The organism is Actinomycetospora sp. CA-053990, assembly GCF_050948445.1.
GTDB classification, from domain to species: domain Bacteria; phylum Actinomycetota; class Actinomycetes; order Mycobacteriales; family Pseudonocardiaceae; genus Actinomycetospora; species Actinomycetospora callitridis.
The window spans coordinates 4,006,940-4,022,249 of the sequence record NZ_CP192043.1; the positions used below are offsets into that span (position 1 = coordinate 4,006,940).

General features: G+C 73.0%; 21 protein-coding genes. 10 read left to right on the forward strand and 11 right to left on the reverse strand.

The features are described 5' to 3' along the window. Positions 1-608: 608 nt before the first annotated feature. Together ACQPYN_RS20610 and ACQPYN_RS20615 are read left to right on the forward strand one after the other, a co-directional pair. A complete protein-coding gene (locus ACQPYN_RS20610; protein ID WP_433026890.1) occupies positions 609-1,586 on the forward strand; it encodes a class I fructose-bisphosphate aldolase in 978 nt (325 codons plus the stop codon). Then, entirely contained in the window at positions 1,570-2,577 is a 1,008-nt protein-coding gene (locus ACQPYN_RS20615) for a fructose-bisphosphatase class II (protein WP_433026893.1), read from the forward strand. The genes ACQPYN_RS20610 and ACQPYN_RS20615 overlap by 17 nt, the downstream gene beginning before the upstream one ends. A 45-nt stretch (positions 2,578-2,622) precedes the next feature. Here ACQPYN_RS20615 and ACQPYN_RS20620 read toward each other — a convergent pair whose 3' ends face one another. Continuing rightward, a complete protein-coding gene (locus ACQPYN_RS20620; protein ID WP_433026896.1) occupies positions 2,623-3,096 on the reverse strand; it encodes a ribose-5-phosphate isomerase in 474 nt (157 codons plus the stop codon). 402 nt (positions 3,097-3,498) lie between these two features. On the opposite strand from ACQPYN_RS20620, the gene rpe reads away from it, so the two are divergent. From rpe to ACQPYN_RS20645, 5 genes are all read left to right on the forward strand, one after another. Next, a complete protein-coding gene (gene rpe / locus ACQPYN_RS20625) occupies positions 3,499-4,179 on the forward strand; it encodes a ribulose-phosphate 3-epimerase (RefSeq protein WP_433026899.1) in 681 nt (226 codons plus the stop codon). A gap of 65 nt (positions 4,180-4,244) precedes the next feature. Continuing rightward, entirely contained in the window at positions 4,245-4,532 is a 288-nt protein-coding gene (locus ACQPYN_RS20630) for a hypothetical protein (protein ID WP_433026902.1), read from the forward strand. Positions 4,533-4,581: 49 nt separating this feature from the next. Then, positions 4,582-4,671, forward strand: coding sequence for a pyrroloquinoline quinone precursor peptide PqqA (gene pqqA, locus ACQPYN_RS20635; RefSeq protein ID WP_433026905.1), 90 nt, complete (start codon positions 4,582-4,584; stop codon positions 4,669-4,671). 125 nt (positions 4,672-4,796) lie between these two features. Next, positions 4,797-5,561 carry a ribonucleotide-diphosphate reductase subunit beta gene (locus tag ACQPYN_RS20640; protein ID WP_433026908.1) on the forward strand — a complete coding sequence of 255 codons (765 nt, stop codon included), beginning with the start codon at positions 4,797-4,799 and terminating at the stop codon, positions 5,559-5,561. A 56-nt stretch (positions 5,562-5,617) separates the two neighbouring features. Next, the gene (locus ACQPYN_RS20645) at positions 5,618-6,721 is read left to right on the forward strand and encodes a sodium:calcium antiporter (protein WP_433026911.1); all 1,104 of its coding nucleotides are present in this window, start codon (positions 5,618-5,620) and stop codon (positions 6,719-6,721) included. Here ACQPYN_RS20645 and ACQPYN_RS20650 read toward each other — a convergent pair. From ACQPYN_RS20650 to ACQPYN_RS20680, 7 genes are all read right to left on the reverse strand, one after another. Next, positions 6,670-7,647 carry a DUF2188 domain-containing protein gene (locus ACQPYN_RS20650; RefSeq protein WP_433026914.1) on the reverse strand — a complete coding sequence of 326 codons (978 nt, stop codon included), beginning with the start codon at positions 7,645-7,647 and terminating at the stop codon, positions 6,670-6,672. The two genes, ACQPYN_RS20645 and ACQPYN_RS20650, sit on opposite strands and share 52 nt — an antisense overlap. 118 nt (positions 7,648-7,765) lie before the next feature. Continuing rightward, complete coding sequence (locus tag ACQPYN_RS20655; RefSeq protein ID WP_433026917.1) at positions 7,766-8,338, reverse strand: alkaline shock response membrane anchor protein AmaP; 573 nt, start codon at positions 8,336-8,338, stop codon at positions 7,766-7,768. Positions 8,339-8,374: 36 nt separating this feature from the next. Continuing rightward, positions 8,375-8,923, reverse strand: coding sequence for a DUF6286 domain-containing protein (locus tag ACQPYN_RS20660; RefSeq protein WP_433026920.1), 549 nt, complete (start codon positions 8,921-8,923; stop codon positions 8,375-8,377). Continuing rightward, the gene (locus ACQPYN_RS20665; RefSeq protein ID WP_433026923.1) at positions 8,920-9,354 is read right to left on the reverse strand and encodes an Asp23/Gls24 family envelope stress response protein; all 435 of its coding nucleotides are present in this window, start codon (positions 9,352-9,354) and stop codon (positions 8,920-8,922) included. Before ACQPYN_RS20665 ends, ACQPYN_RS20660 begins: the two co-directional genes overlap by 4 nt. A 7-nt stretch (positions 9,355-9,361) precedes the next feature. Beyond that, a complete protein-coding gene (locus ACQPYN_RS20670) occupies positions 9,362-9,583 on the reverse strand; it encodes a hypothetical protein (protein ID WP_433026926.1) in 222 nt (73 codons plus the stop codon). Between the two features lie 78 nt (positions 9,584-9,661). Beyond that, positions 9,662-9,970, reverse strand: a complete 309-nt coding sequence (locus ACQPYN_RS20675; protein WP_433026929.1) for a hypothetical protein — start codon at positions 9,968-9,970, stop codon at positions 9,662-9,664. After that, the gene (locus ACQPYN_RS20680; protein WP_433026932.1) at positions 9,967-10,467 is read right to left on the reverse strand and encodes an Asp23/Gls24 family envelope stress response protein; all 501 of its coding nucleotides are present in this window, start codon (positions 10,465-10,467) and stop codon (positions 9,967-9,969) included. The genes ACQPYN_RS20675 and ACQPYN_RS20680 overlap by 4 nt, the downstream gene beginning before the upstream one ends. 255 nt (positions 10,468-10,722) lie before the next feature. Between ACQPYN_RS20680 and ACQPYN_RS20685 the strand changes: the two genes are divergently transcribed. The 3 genes from ACQPYN_RS20685 (at position 10,723) to ACQPYN_RS20695 (ending at position 13,643) form a co-directional block, all read left to right on the forward strand. Continuing rightward, entirely contained in the window at positions 10,723-11,253 is a 531-nt protein-coding gene (locus tag ACQPYN_RS20685; protein WP_433026935.1) for a DUF6790 family protein, read from the forward strand. Positions 11,254-11,264: 11 nt separating this feature from the next. Next, positions 11,265-13,154, forward strand: coding sequence for a LuxR C-terminal-related transcriptional regulator (locus ACQPYN_RS20690; RefSeq protein WP_433026938.1), 1,890 nt, complete (start codon positions 11,265-11,267; stop codon positions 13,152-13,154). A 150-nt stretch (positions 13,155-13,304) separates the two neighbouring features. Then, positions 13,305-13,643, forward strand: coding sequence for a hypothetical protein (locus ACQPYN_RS20695; protein WP_433026941.1), 339 nt, complete (start codon positions 13,305-13,307; stop codon positions 13,641-13,643). A gap of 68 nt (positions 13,644-13,711) precedes the next feature. Here ACQPYN_RS20695 and ACQPYN_RS20700 read toward each other — a convergent pair whose 3' ends face one another. The 3 genes from ACQPYN_RS20700 to ACQPYN_RS20710 form a co-directional block, all read right to left on the reverse strand. Continuing rightward, the gene (locus ACQPYN_RS20700) at positions 13,712-13,930 is read right to left on the reverse strand and encodes a CbtB domain-containing protein (RefSeq protein WP_274195502.1); all 219 of its coding nucleotides are present in this window, start codon (positions 13,928-13,930) and stop codon (positions 13,712-13,714) included. A gap of 97 nt (positions 13,931-14,027) precedes the next feature. Beyond that, positions 14,028-14,789, reverse strand: coding sequence for an SDR family NAD(P)-dependent oxidoreductase (locus tag ACQPYN_RS20705; RefSeq protein ID WP_433026945.1), 762 nt, complete (start codon positions 14,787-14,789; stop codon positions 14,028-14,030). Between the two features lie 65 nt (positions 14,790-14,854). Further along, positions 14,855-15,304: a hypothetical protein gene (locus ACQPYN_RS20710; protein ID WP_433026948.1), complete on the reverse strand. Its 450-nt coding sequence runs from the start codon at positions 15,302-15,304 to the stop codon at positions 14,855-14,857. Between the last annotated feature and the right edge of the window lie 6 nt (positions 15,305-15,310).

Sequence of the window (15,310 nt, forward strand, 5' to 3'; positions counted from 1 at the left end):
GCTGTCGAACGAACGTCGAGGTCATGGGCGGAACGCTAGGCACGCCGGCGGGGCAGTCGGCTCCCCTACGCGGGGGAGTCGGCGGGTTACATAGGGCGATGGTGGCCCCTCGGGAGGGCGGTCTCGGTCGTGATGCCGCTCTGGTCCGGACCATCACGAGACGTCCGATTCACCTCGGGTGTGCGGTCTCGGACGCGGGAGCGTCGAGACGGTCCGGACGCCCTCAGCGCCCTCCCCCCGACCGACGCTGAGCAGCGAGGACCTTCGGTTCGACCGGCCGGCGGCCTCTCGGTCCGTGGCGACCGGTTGCGACGAGGTGCTTGCGTTCCGTCGTCGGCGACGGCTACAAATGCTTTCCGTCGGGCGCCTCGAGTTGCCCGACGCCCGGCCGGTTCCCGTCGCCCCCGTGGGGGACCGCGCCTCGCCGGAGGGCCTTCCGCGGATGTCGCCCTCCGTGCGCCTCCAGCCGCGATTCCTCCAGCTGCGGATCGATCCCGCGCGCCGGTGACGGCCGCCTGCTCAGCAGTGCGCCGACGCCGCGCCCACAGCTGGAGACCATTCTTCGCCGCCGCACAGGGGCGGTGTTCCACGGAGAGGTAGGGGAACTCATGTCATCTCTGACCGAGATCGCTCGGACGCTGGTGTCGAACAAGCGAGGCATCCTGGCGGCCGACGAGAGCATCGGGACGATGTCGAAGCGCCTCGAGAGCGTCGGGGTCGAGCCGACGGAGGAGAACCGGCGCCTCTACCGGGAACTGCTCCTCACGACTCCGGAGCTCTCCGAGTCCATCAGCGGTGCCATCCTCGCGGACGAGACGTTCCGCCAGGTGCTCTCGGACGGGACCACCTTCCCCGCCGCACTCGCCGGGATCGGGGTGCTCGCCGGGATCAAGGTCGACACCGGGGCCAAGCCGCTGGCCGGCGCTCCGGGCGAGACGGTGACCGAGGGGCTCGACGGACTCCGCGAGCGGCTCGACGAGTACGTGGCCATGGGCGCCAGCTTCACCAAGTGGCGCGCGGTGTACTCGATCGGCGACGGCCTCCCGACGGACCGGACGAAGCGGGCCAACGCCCACGCGCTCGCCCGCTACGCCGGGCTGTGCCAGGAGGCCGGTCTCGTGCCGATCGTCGAGCCCGAGGTGGTCATGGACGGGGACCACTCGCTGGAGCAGTGCCGGCAGGTGACACGGGCGGTGCTGCAGTCGGTGTTCGAGGAGCTGAGCCTCATGGAGGTCCAGCTCGACGGCATCGTCCTCAAGCCGAACATGGTCGTGGCCGGCGACGGACACCCGGACAAGCCCACGGCGGCCGAGGTCGCCCGCGCGACCGTGGAGACCCTGAGCGAGACGGTACCGCCGGCGGTGCCGGGGATCGCCTTCCTCTCCGGGGGACAGGACCCGCAGGAGGCCACCGACAACCTGGCCGCGATGAAGGAGCTCGCTCCCCTTCCCTGGGAGCTGACGTACTCCTTCGGTCGGGCGCTGGTCGGGCCGGCGCTCGAGGCCTGGCGAGGCAGCGGCGCCCAGTGGAACGCCGCACAGGAGGCCCTCTCCGAGCGGGCGGTCGCGAATGCCGCCGTCCGCTGACGCCCTTCGCTCCTCGGTCTCCCGGGCCGCCGAGCGTGAGACGCCCGACCTCGTCCTCGAGCTCGCACGGGTCACCGAGTTCGCGGCGCTCGCCGCGGGCCGGTGGGTCGGGCTCGGCGACGAGCGCAGCGGCACCACGGCGGCCGTCGCCGCCGCGCGCACCCTCCTGGGATCGATCCCCCTCCGGGGCACGATCGCCTCGGACGAGGGGGACGGCCCCTTCCGGGTCGGCGAGCAGGTCGGTGACGGCACCGGTCCGGCGCGGGACGTCGCGCTCGCCCCCCTCGACGGCGCCGTCCTGGCCGCCCAGGGCATGCCCGACGCCCTCGCCGTGATCGCTGCGACCGAGGACGGCGGGATGTTCAGGGCATCACCGATCACCGATCTGGAGATGCTCGTCGTCGGGCCGGGTGCGTCCGACGTCGTCGACATCGACCGCCCGGTGGCCGAGAACGTGCGGGCGGTGGCCGCCGCCGGGCATCGGCCGATCTCCGAGGTCTCCGTGAGCGTCCTCGGGCGCGGCCGGCACCAGGAGATCGTGCGCGAGGTCCGTGGCACCGGGGCGCGGGTCCGTCTCCTGCGCGGCGGTGAGATCGCCGGGGCACTCGCCGCCTCACACCCCGAGAGCGACAGCGACATGCTCGTCGGCGTCGGCGGCGCACACGGAGCCGTCCTCGCGGCCGCCGCACTGGCCTGTGTGGGCGGCTCGATGCAGGCCCGACTCCGGCCACGCGACGCCGGCGCGCGCCGGCGGGCGCTCGACGCCGGGCACGACGTCGACGCGGTCCTGCACACCAGGGACCTCGTCGGTGGGGAGGACATCCTCTTCAGCGCCACCGGGATCACCGGCAGCGACGACGTACCCGGCCTGCAGTACCGCGCCGACCGCGCCACGACGCACTCCGTGGCGATGCGTTCGAGCACCGGCACGGTCCTGGTCGTCGAGGGTCACCACCAGATCGATCGACTGCACGACGTCCTCGGCGCCTGATCCGGCATGCGCCCCCCGCGATCCACCGCGACCGCCGCACCGGCATCAGCGCTCGGGCCGCGGCGGCGGCTGTCCACTCTCCTCGTACCGGGTGAGCATCGCGATGCGGTCGAGGTGACGCGGGTCCTCGGAGAAAGGAGTGTCGACGAAGGAGGTGACGATCGCCGCGGCCTCGTCGAGCGTGTGCATGCGAGCGCCGATCGCCACGATCTGGGCGTCGTTGTGCTCCCGCGCCAGGGACGCGGTCTCGATGCTCCACGCGAGGGCGGCGCGGACTCCGGGGACCTTGTTGGCGGCCATCTGCTCTCCGTTGCCGGAGCCACCGACGACCACACCGAGGCTGCCCTCGTCGGCCCTCACCCGGATACCGGCCTCGATGCAGTAGGGCGGGTAGGCGTCGTCGGGGTCGAATTCGGCGGGGCCGAGATCACGCACTTCGTGCCCCTGTTCATCGAGGTGCCGGAGCAGATGGTTCTTCATCTCGAACCCGGCGTGGTCGGAAGCGAGGTAGACGCGCATGCCGCAAGTCTGGCATTCGTTCCGCCGGAACAACACCTACTCGGTCGCAGCAATCGAGAACGTGCACCGAATCTCGCCCCGACACTATGCCGTCCCACAGACCGAATGATAGTATGAAGATCACTTCGACGATACCGCCTCGCGGTCGGCCGATCGGTTGCGCCGAACTCGGTCACTCATTCTGAGGACCACCGCCGGCGACGTCGTGGAAGTGTGGACCGCATTCGCAACGGCAGCCGACAGGGCGATTCGCCCGTCGTCGGGCGTGCCGGATCGCGAGCGCACGCGGAAAGGATCCGACGACCCATGGCGACCTGGACGCTCCACCGGCGACGGGTGATCGACGAGGGCCTGGACGGTCCGCGCAGGGCGGGCACGAAGAGTCGTAGACGGAGGGCATCGATGACCGAACCAGCCATCGTCGCGTCAGTTCTGGGCGCCGACTACTCCCGCCTCGCCGGGGAGGTCCTCGACCTCCAGGCCGCCGGCGTCGACCGTATCCAGTGGGACGTGATGGACGGCCGCTTCGTCCCGAACCTGACGTTCGGGGCCGCCGTCATCGGTGCGTGCCGGCCCTACGTCGACCTGCCCTTCGAAGCACACCTCATGGTGGAGGACCCGGACGCCGGGCTGGCGGACTTCGTCTCCGCCGGGTGCAACACGGTCATCGTCCACGCCGAGGCCTGCCAGCACCTGCATCGCACACTCTCGAGGATCAGGGACCTCGGGGCACGCGCGGGGGTGGCCGTGAACCCGTCGACGTCGCTCGGCTTCATCCCCCACGTCCTCGACCAGCTCGATCACATCCTGATCATGACCGTCAATCCCGGATTCGGCGGCCAGGAGTACATCGCCGCGATGGAGGACAAGGTCTCCGAGGCGCGCGAGCTCGCCGAACGCTCCGAGCGGCCGATCCAGATCGAGGTCGACGGGGGAATCTCGGTGGACACGGCAGCAGCGTCCTGGCGAGCCGGCGCGGAGCTGCTCGTCGTCGGTTCCGCGCTGCTCAACCACCCGTCCGGAAAACAGGCCGCAACCGAAGAAATCCGTCAGGTGCTGGCGCGGGCGGCATCCCTGACATAGCAGTGGCGAAAGAAGCCCCGGCGAGAGCACACCGTCGCGCCGGAAATGACCCAGAGGAGTTCTCCATGATGACCGACCAGTCCTCGGTGAGGGAAAGTCAGGATGCCCTGCTGAAGCAGGCGGCGAAGATACTCCGCACGCGGTACGAGCTCGGCAAAGGCTATGTCGACGTGTCGTCGGCCGAAGCGGCGGACCTGGTGGTCACCCTCGAGGCGACGGCGTCCGACACGAACCGGACCGACGGCGTCGACCGCGAGGAAGCGATCGCCCTGGCGCATCGTCTGGTGGACGACGACCAGCCCGAGATGTCGCCGATGTGGCCCCGCGCCTCCGCGGAGAGGCACCCCGGGTAGCGGAGATCGGTGACGTGATCCGCGTCGATTCCTGGGGAGGTGAATTCACGTGGAGACGCACGCTTGGGAGTCCCCCGAGTTCGAGGAGATCGGGGTCGCCCCTGAGGTGACCATGTACGTCGCCCAGATGGACGACTGAGGTGACATCGGGGCGGCCGGACCCGTGCCCACACGGGCCCGGCGCCCCTCCTCGCAGTCAACGATGTTCGGGGAGGTATCGATGGGCGAGCAGACGCTCGCCGAGCCCGGCGAGGTGCTCGACCGATGATCACCGGTTACGGACACTTCGCCCAGCTCGCCGAATCACTGCAGTGGGACGAGACCACCGTCGACCTCAGCACGGACATCGAGTCCTGGACGGAGCTCGAGGACAGCGAGTACGACCAGGTCCTCGGGCTGATCGCCGGCTTCTGCGTCGGAGAGACGTCCGTCGCCACCCATCTGACGTCGTTCCGCGCCGCAGCGAGCACCGACGACATGATGGCCGAGGTCTTCGCGGCCCAGGCGCGCGACGAGGCCCGGCACGCCCGCTTCTTCGACCGCGTGGTGCGGGAGGTCTGCGGCGTTCCCGGGACGACCATGTCCGAGCGCGTCGACGCGCTGCGCGACCGCATCAGCACCGAGCTCGTCGAGCTGTTCGAGGAGCGCCTGCCGGCCATCGCCCGCGGCCTCGCCGACTCCGACGAGGACCTGACCACCGCGGTCGGGCTCTACCACATGATCCTCGAGGGCGTGGTCCTCACGGCCGGGCAGCACGCGCTGCTCGACGCCCTCGAGAAGCTGTCTGTGCCGATGCCCGGCATGCGCAAGGGCATGGAACTCGTGCTGCGCGACGAGCGCTGGCACATCGGTTTCGGCTCCCGGGTCATCCAGAGCGCCGACCTCGTCGACAACGACCTCGAGAAGATCCTCAACGAGGGCTCGAAGGCGGCGTGGGCCTGGGGAGACCTCATCTCCTCCAAGGACATCGAGAAGGTCGACCAGCTCCACAAACGCCGTCTCAAGTCCGTCGGGATCAAGTTCTGGTGACGGGCGATGTCGAGGTGCCACCTCGCGAGTCCCACGTCCGCTGAGGGAGCGAACCCGTGATCCCGATCATCGAATTCGTGCTGGGCATCGCCGTGCTGGTGTACAGCGCCGAGAAGCTCATCGGCAACCTGGTCGGCGTCGCGAGCCGCTGGGCGATCTCGCTGTTCCTCGTCGCGGTGGTCTTCACCGGTATCGAGTTCGACGACCTCGCCTTCGGGATCGTGCTCAACCTCGAGGACCTCAGCAACGTCGCCCTCGGGACGGTCATCGGCACGACGGTGGCCATGACCGGTGTCGTGCTGGCCGTCGCGGCGATCGTCGCACCGACACCGGTGGACGTCCCCACCAGCTACCTCGTCCTCTTCGTGGCCGCCCCGGTCGTGATGTACGCCCTCGCCCTGGTCGGGGCCCTGACACTCCTCACCGGCATCGTGCTCATCGTCGCGTTCGTCGCGTTCATCGGCTGGGTGGCCTACAGGGAGCACTCCGCCCGGCGCCCCGTGTGGCGCAATGCCGAGCTCTACGAGCAGATCGAGAACCTCGAGGTCGGGGTCGGCGGCAGGGGTGGCACCGCCCCGCCCGTGGCGATGCCGGCCGGTACCCCGAGCGGGTCCGCTGACGGGCGCCCCGGCTTCGACCTGCCCGCGGATCTGAAGGTCGACCAGGGCTTCCTCAAGGCCCGGCAGCACTCCCCCGGCGCCACCCTCGCGCTCGCGGTCCTCGCCCTGATCGGTCTCGTGGCCGGTGCCCTCATCGCCGGTCGGGGCACCGAGGGCATCCTCGACGAGTTCGCCCTCGACGGCACGGTCTTCGGCGTCACGATCGCGACGCTGGCGCTCTCCCTCGAGGACATCTTCCTCACCGCCGAACCGCAGCGGCGGGGCGCTCCGGAGATCGCCGTCGCGAACGTCATCGGCAGCGTGGTGTTCTCGGTGACCGGCAAGCTCGGGATCATCCTGCTCGTCGGCGGGGCGATCGTCGTCGACCGGTCCGTCCTGGTGTGGCACCTCCCCGCGCTGATCGTGATCACGCTGGTCGCGGCGCTGTTCCTCTCCACCGGCCGGCTGCTCCGCCGGCACGGGATCGTCCTGCTCGGCCTGTACGTCATCTACTTCGTCACGAGCCTGGTGTCCTTCGGGGGAGTCCCCCTCGACGACTGAGCGTCCTGGTCGGTGGCGCGGTGCACGCCGCGCTGGGCCGCGCGGGTGCCGCGGGCGCTGACGAGGGAGGCCAGGAAGAGCCCGCCGGCGACGACGGTGCCGACACCGCGACCGGTGACCCGCACGGGGTTGAGGGTGTGCGAGAGCGCCCCGAGGCGGGCGAGGACCTGGTCGGTGAGCTGGTCGAGCGGGTCGGCCAGGGACTCCGTGACGGCGTGGATGCGCCGCCCGGTGCGGTCGGCGGCGCTGTCGAGCTCGTCGCCGAGCCCGGCGCCGGCGACCGCGGCGCGGTCGGCCTGCTTGCGCGCGGCGCGCTCGCCGCGGGCGACGGTGTCCGCGACCCGGTCCCCGGCGCGGTCGGCCGCGGAGGCGGTCTCGTCGCGCACCTGCCGGGCGGTGCGCTCGGCCTGGTCGGCGATCTGGCCGCCGGCGGTCCCGGCGATGGACGCGGCGTCCCGTGCCGCGGCGCCGACGGACTTGTCGCCGCCGACCGCCGCGGCGGCCTGCTCGCCGATGCCGTCGGTGGCGGCGTCGGCGGTGGCGGCCGCGTGCTCGACACCGGCGCGGGTGCGGTCGGCGGCCTTCGTCGCCGCGGCGTCGGCCTCACCGGCCAGTGCCTCCCCGGTCGCGGCGAGCTCGTCGCGCGCCGCCCGCCCGGTGACCTGGGCGCCCTCGACGGCGGCGTCGGTGGCGACGCCGACCGCGGTGCGGGTGGTCTGCGGGTCGCCGGCCGCGACCGTGCGGTTCTCGCGGACCTGGCCGTCGTTGCCGTGCACGATCACCTGTCCCCCGCCGTCGTTGGCGACGATCTCCACGGCACGGGTGATCGCCTCGGCCTGGGTCGGGGTCTTCGCGCTCGCTCGCTGCGCGTGGTCCTTCTCGACGTGCCAGCCGTCCTCGGCGGGCACCACGTGGCGGTCGGACATCAGGGGATCACCTGGTTCTGTGGGTGGAGCGCTCGGACGCGGACGGACCGGGTCTGCTCCAGGGTGCTGTCGGGGGATGACGAACCGGCGACGGTCGGGTGAGGATCGCCGGCCCGTGTCAGGACAGCCGGGCGCTGCGGGCGTCGTCGAGCCGGATGAGCAGCTCGACGGGCAGGTGGGCGAGGTCGAGGGCCCGGCACAGCCGCGGCACGGCCTCGGTGTCGATGCGCCGGCGGAGGTCGATGACGTCGGCGGCGTCCTCGGTGCCGACGGTGAGGTAGAGCGTCGGGCGCGTCGCGGTCCCGGCGAGCCGCGCCGAGGCGCGGTGCACCCCGGGGTAGGACTCGACCTCGTCGACCAGCGGGCCGGCCGCGGCCTGGGCGTCGAGACGGGTGGTCCCGGTCGCGGGGTCGTCCTCGAGGCGCCACGTGCCGGTACGGGCCCGTCGCTGGGTCTGGGCGAGCAACCAGCGCAGGGCGAGCAGCCCGACGACCACGGCCACGACGACGGTCACGTACGCGGCCCAGCTCGGCGGCGAGAGGCTCTGCGGGGTCAGGGCCTGGTCGGCGGACACCAGGTCCAGGACCCCGGATGCGGAGAGCAGGGTGAAGGCGGCCGCCGCGAGCAGGACGATCGCGACGAGGAGCAACAGGGTGCGGTTGAGCCGGGCGGGCCGGTTCGGGCTGGCCATGAGCGGCCTTCTCTCGGTCGGGCGGGAGGGCAGGGGTCAGGCGTTCGCGTCGGCACGGGCCCGGACCCGCACCTCCGGTCGAGGAGATGGGCCGATCGCGGCGACCCGGGCCTCGAGCCGCTCGCGGACCTGCCCGGGAACGGCGGCGGGGTCGGCGGCGGCGACCCGCACGGTGGCGGTGATCCGGCGGCGGCGGGCGGAGACGTCCGCCGCGGTGACCCCGGCGACCGCGCCCGCCGTGGCGGCGAGGTCCTTGGCCAGGGTCGCGCGGCGCACGCCGGCGTCGGCGCCGGGACGCCCGTCCGGGTACTCCATGCGGGCCAGCGGGACGACGGTGGGCTTGCCGGGGCGGAGCGCGGCGATCAGCAGGACGAGGCCGAGCACGGCCAGCACGATCGCCACCGCGACGGTGGCGGCGCTGTTCCAGCGCTGCCCCGAGGTGACCGCGAGCAGCTGGTCGAGACCCAGGATCGGGGTCTGCCCGAGCAGGGACTGGACGACCGCGACGGCGATCAGGACGCAGAGGGCGAGCAGCACCGTGGCGACGATGGTCGCCGGCGTGCTGCGCCGGGGGCGGCGGATCATGCGATCACCCTCCGGGTGGCGGTCGTGGTGCTGGTGAGGGCGGCGACGGAGACGTCGACGCGGGAGACGGTGAGCTCGGTGAGGGCGTGCACCCGGTCGCGGAGGTGGGACCGGACGGCCTCGGTGGTGGCGCGGACCGAGGCCGGGTAGTCGACGGTGAGCCGCACGTCGAGCGCGGCGGTCCGTCCGGAGACGCGTGCGGACACCCGAGGGCGTCCGTCGCCGTCGTCGCTGCCGGTGGGCACGCCCAGCACGCGGCGGGCGGCACCGCCGACGCCGTCGATCTCGACGGCGGCGGCCGCTGCGACCTTCTCGACCACGGTGTCCTCGATCGAGAGCGAGCCGCGCTCCCCCGCGGTGTCGAGCGAGAGCTGCCCGGTCGGGCTGTCGTCCGGCGCCGGCGATCCGGTGGTGCTGTCGGGGGTGTTCACGGCGGGCTCAGAACCGGGGGCTCGGGCGGTCACCGGAACGACCGCGGCCGGTGAGCCCGTCGAGGTCGAGCTGCCCGTCGAGGTACCGGCCGACGAGCAGGCCCACCACGCCGAGCACGAGGACCAGGAGGAAGGCACCGAAGCCGCCGAAGGCGCCGGCGAGGCCGAGCACGAGGCCCACGATCAGGCCGAGCACGGTGTTGGACACGCGCATGTCGATCAACTCCAAGAGAGAGGTGTGGGGGGCCGGGCCGGCCGGCCGGCCGGACGACGGCCAGGTCGCCGACCGGCCGGCGGCCGCCGGGGTTCAGCCCGGCCCGACGTCGAGATCGTCGAGGCCGATGTGGATCGGCAGGCCCGGGAGGACCGCGGTCACCGCGGCGCGGACCTGGGTCTCCAGGGCCCGCAGTGCGACCGGACGGGAGACCAGCCGGACCGTGATCCCGGTGGTGGTGATCTGGACGCCGGTCACCCGGCGACCGGGCAGGTAGGTCCCGACGGTGCCGAAGGGGCCGCCCGAGAGCCGGGCCACCGCGGGGCAGGCGAGCACCGCGGCGGCCACCGGCTCGGCGAGCGCATCGGTGTCGAGCACCGGCCCGGTCGGGGGACGGGTCACTGGACCCGGTGGGTGGGCCGCGCCGGGGCCTGGTCCTGGTCCTGGTCGTCGTCGTCCGACGGGACGAACAGGTCGACGACGTTGATGTTGACCTCGACGACCTCGAGCCCGGTCATCTGCTCGATCGCGCCGATGACGTTGCGGCGGATCGCCCGCGCGAGGTCGGCGATCGCGACGCCGTACTCGACGACGATCGTCAGGTCGACGGCGGCCTGGCGCTCGCCGACCTCGACCGAGACGCCCTGGGTGTTCGAGGCCCGCCCGCCCGGGATGCGTTCGGTGATCGCGCCGAAGGCGCGGGCCGCGCCGCCGCCGAAGCCGTAGACGCCCGGGACCTCGCGCGCCGCGATCCCGGCGACCTTGGCGACCACGGCGTCGGAGATCGTGGTCTTGCCCTGCGCGCTCTCGAGCCGCGAGCCGGCGGTGGCCGTCACGGCGGAGTGCGCGGGGGTCGGGGTGGGGGTCGGCGTCGTGGACGTCGTGGTCGGGGTGCTCATGGCTCAGGTCCTTCCGCGAGTGGTGACGGTGCCGCCCGGTCGGCGGCGCTTCCCGTTCAACTCATCTGGTTGGACACGACCGAACTGCGATCCTCACGCGGCATGGGGGGTGACGCCGGGCACGTGCCCGTGACGGCGACCCTGTGCGGTGCTGCCGTCACGCACAGACAGACCCCGTGACCTGCACGGACGTCGTTCTCTGATCGAGATGTCGCAGGTGTGGATGGCGCGGGGCCGGCGACCGACGATGTCCCGGTGACCACGGAGCAGCGCCCGACCACCGCGGCGACCACGCCCGTCGACGGCCCGCCCCCCTGGGTCCTGCGGCTGGCGAGCCTGACGATCTACGTCGGCGTCGTCGGTTTCGTCATCGCCGAGATCGTCCAGTACGCGCAGTCGGGCACCGAGGGGTTCCTGCCGGCGACCTTCGCCAACGCCCTCGTCTGGGTGGTCGGCGTGAACGCGATCATCTGCGGCTCGGGCCACATCGTCATGCCCGGCCCGGTGGCGGACTCCATCGGGTGGCCGGAGGGCAGCCCGTTCCAGTTCGAGGTCGGCCTGGCCAACCTGGGGATCGGCGTCCTGGGCGTGCTGTCCCCGTCCTTCGACCGCGACTTCGCGCTCGCCGTCGTCATCGCCTTCACGATCTTCTACTTCGGAGCGGCCCTCGGGCACGTCCGGGAGATGATCAGCGAGCACAACACGGCGCCGGGCAACGCCGGGTTCATCTTCTGGTTCGACGTCATCGCGCCGCCGGCGCTCATCGCGCTGTACCTGGCCACCTGAGGCCCGGCTCCGTGACGCGCACGATCGAGCACCTCATCGCGGAGAACGCCGCCCGGACCTTCATCGGACGGAGCTCGGAGCGCGCCGTCCTGCGCGACGCGATCGATGACCCGGACCGCCTGGTCACCCTGCTGCACGGACCCGGGGGCATCGGCAAGACGCGCCTCCTGCGTCGCGTCCTCGCGGATCTGCCCGCGGAGACGGCCGTCACGATCCTCGACGGCCGAGACGTCGAGCCCACGCCCCGCGGTGTGCACCAGGCCCTCGCCCGCTCGCTCGGCCTGCGCGACGTCACCGAGACCGAGATCGTGCGGGCGCTGGCGGCCACCGAGCGCCACGTACTCGCCGTCGACACCTACGAGGTGCTCGGGCTGATCGACGCCTGGGTGCGGACGAGCCTGCTGCCCTCGCTGCCGGCGTCGGTGTCCACCGTGCTCGTGGGCCGCGACCGGCCGTCGAGCGCCTGGCACAGCGCCCCGGGCTGGACGGGCTCGGTGGTCGAGCTGTGTCTCGGGCCGTTGCCGCCGCGGGACGCCGCCGAGCTGCTGCGCGCACGAGGGCTCGACGAGACCCGGGCGCGCCGGGCCGACGACTTCGCGCGCGGGCACCCCTTGGCGCTCGAGCTGGCCGCCGCGTCGGCGCGCAGGGACCCGGAGCCACCCGCGTCCTCGGCGACCGCGGGCGGCCCCGTGCCGGGTGGACTGCTCGCCTCCTTCGTCGAGGGCCTCCCGCCGGCGGGCGCCGTCGCCCTGGAGGCCGCCTCGACCTCGCGGCGGATCACCGAGCCACTGCTGCGCGCCCTGCTCCACGACGACGCCGACGGGGAGACCGACGCCGAGCGGGCCCGGGCCGCCTTCGAGAGCCTGCGCCGCCTCCCGTTCGTGGAGAGCGCCCCGGACGGCCTGGTGATGCACGACGTCGTGCGGGACACCGTCGGCCACGAGCTCGGCGTCCGCGATCCCGAACGGCGCCGCCGCTACCGCCGGCGCGCCGCCCGCTTCCTCGCCGCCCGGCCGTCGGCGCGCGACGACCTCTGGGAGCGCACCGCCGACCTCATGTTCCTCATCGACAACCCCGTCGTGCGCGACGCCTGCTTCCCCAGCTCCCGGCCCGCCCACGTCGTCGAACCGGGCCGGCCCGGCGACGGTGCCGAGATCGCCGCGATCGCGGCGGAGCACGAGCCGCCGTCCGTGGCGGACGCCCTCGCCCGCTGGTGGACCGGGCACCCCGAGAGCTTCGCCGTCGCCCGGGAGCCCGACGGGTCGGTCGCCGCGTTCGTGCAGATCGCCGAACTGGCGTCGGTCGATCCCGCCCTGCTGGCCTCCGACCCCGTGGCCCGGCCCTGGGTGGAGCACCTGGGCGCGCACCCTCCCGACCCCGGCGAGCGGGTCCTGCTCATGCGCCGATGGCTCGGGCGGGAGAGCGGGGAGCTGCGCTCGCCCCCGGTGTCGGCGTGCTGGCTGGACGTCAAGCGCACCTACATGCAGTGGCGTCCGCAGCTGCGCCGGCTCTACTCCACGGTCGTGGACCTCCCCCGGCTCGGACCGATCTTCCTGCCGCTCGGGTTCGCGCCGACCGGTCCGGGCGTCGAGGTCGACGGGACGACCTACCAGCCGGTGTGGCTGGACTTCGGGCCGGACAGCGTCGACGGCTGGCTGGGACGGCTGGTCGACACCGAGACCGACGAACCCGCCGCCGGCGAGTGCGAGCTGTCGCCGCGGGAACGCGAGGTGCTCGCCCTGCTCGCCGACGGCTTGTCCAACCGTCACATCGGGGGGCGCCTCCACGTCAGCGAGAAGACCGCCGGACGCCACGTCTCGAACATCTTCACCAAGCTCGCCGTCCACACGCGCGCGCAGGCCGCCCGCGTGGCCGCGGAACGGGGCTGGCTCGGCACCTGAGCCTCCTCCTCGGAGCCTCCCGCCCGGATGGGGTGTCCGGGTCAGCGACATGGCGTGATCGCCCGATGCCCCGCGCGCCCGCTCCTCCCTAGCGTCGAGGCGCGCCGGTCCACCGGGCCGCGCCCGCCACCGCGCCACCTGGGGGCTCCCGTGTCCGTCGCTGACCGCCGGTTCGACGAGTTCTCCGGCCGGCTGCTCGAGGAGGCTGACTTCCACGCGGCCGCGGAGCGCGCCCTGGCGCGCTACCCCGGCCCGGTCGGCGAGCTCCTCCACCGCGAGCTCTCCGCCTACGCCCGGTTCGGGCACCGCTTCGCGACCGACGTCGACGCCCTCATGCCGGACCTGACGATCCACCTCTTGGTGCCGGGAGCGCCGCCCGAGGCGGTGCGCGGCGCGCGTGGTCGCCGCTCGCCGGGACCGCCGCTGTGGCCGCGGCCGGTACGCGTCGCCGACGCCGGACGTCCCACCACCAGGAAGGACCCACCATGATCGACATCATGAGTCGCCTCGACGCCGTCACCCGGAGGACGGCGTCCGCGCTCGCCGCGCGCCGTCCCTCAGTGGCAGGGGAACCCGAGGAAGTGGCGCGCGTCGTGCACCAGCTCGTGGATCACCGAGCTGTCGCCGAAGAGCGACGTCGCGCCCTGGTCGATCCCGATGAGGTAGTAGAGCACCAGCCCGACCACCACCGCGCTGACCAGCCACGGCAGCGTCTCGGAGGCCGGCACGGCCACGGCCGTCGCCCGGCCCTTCGCAGCGGCGACACCAGAGGTCATGGCTTCTCCTCGAAGACGGCGGGGCGTGCGTCCACCTCCGACCCAACCCGGCGTGATCAGGACATGTCAATTCCTGTGCACCGATCGCATCACTCCGTCAGCGCGGGCCCATCCGGAGCGCGCCGTCCATCCGGATCACGTCGCCGTTGAGGTAGTCGTTGGCGACGATCATGGCCACGAGCCGGGCGTACTCCTCCGGGGCGGCGATGCGCTGCGGGAAGGGCACGCTCTCGCCGAGCCCGGCACGGACCTCGTCGCTGAAGCCGGCCATCATCGGCGTGTCGACGATGCCCGGCGCGATCGTCATGACGCGGATGCCGTACTGCGCGAGGTCGCGGGCGGCGGTGACGGTCATCCCCGCGACACCGGCCTTGGACGCGGCGTACGCGACCTGGCCGACCTGCGCCTCGTAGGCGGCGATCGACGCGGTGTTCACCACGACGCCCCGCTGGCCCTGGGCGTCCGGCGACAGGGCGGCCATCGCCTCGGCCGCCAGGCGCATCACGTTGAAGGTGCCGAGCAGGTTGACCTTCAGGACCGTGTGGAAGAGGTCCAGGTCGTGCGGCCCGCGGCGGGACAGCACGCGGGCGGACGGGGCGATGCCCGCGCAGCTGACGGCGAGCCGCAGCTCGCCGCCGTCCTCCTGGATGCGCGCGACGGCGGCTCGGACCTGCTCCCCGTCGGTGACGTCGGCCGCGACCAGGCGGACGTCACGGCTGGTCGCGGCCGCCTCGGCGACGGCCTGCTCGAGGTCCAGCCCGTACACGGTGGCCCCGCCCCGGGCGAGAGCGGCCGCCGTCGCGGCTCCCAGGCCGGAGGCCGCTCCGGTGACGAGCGCAGCGATGCCGTCGAGCTGCATGCCCGGTCCCCTCTGTCGTCGTACGACGAGTATGGGGCTCCGCCCCGGTGATCAGGGTGCAGTGATCAGGACACCGTGGAGGAACGACCGGTCCCCTCGGTGCCGGGTCCGGACAGGAGCCCACGCACCGACCGGCGGGCCTGGGTCTTCTTGCTGTGCAGGAGGGCGGTCTCGACGGCGCGGTGCGTTCCCTCGGGCTCCTCGACGTCCACGACGAGGCGGTGGAACGGACGCCCCGACAGGTAGACGACGACGACGCGGGGGCTCCGGCGGACACCCCACAGCTGGCGGCGTTCGCCGATCCCCCAGGAGCCCACGCGGAGCCGCCCGGGCCACCAGGAGCCCGGACAGGGCACGTGCGGGCTCGAGGCGATCGCCTCGGCCCTGGTCATCACCCGCGAGCCGACGATCCGCTCGAACGAGACGTCGAGCCCCCGCGTGCACGCGGCCACCCGGTCGACCCCGGTGAACTGCATCCGGAGCCCGGTCGGCGTCACGGCGAGGCTGATCGCCATCGGCCC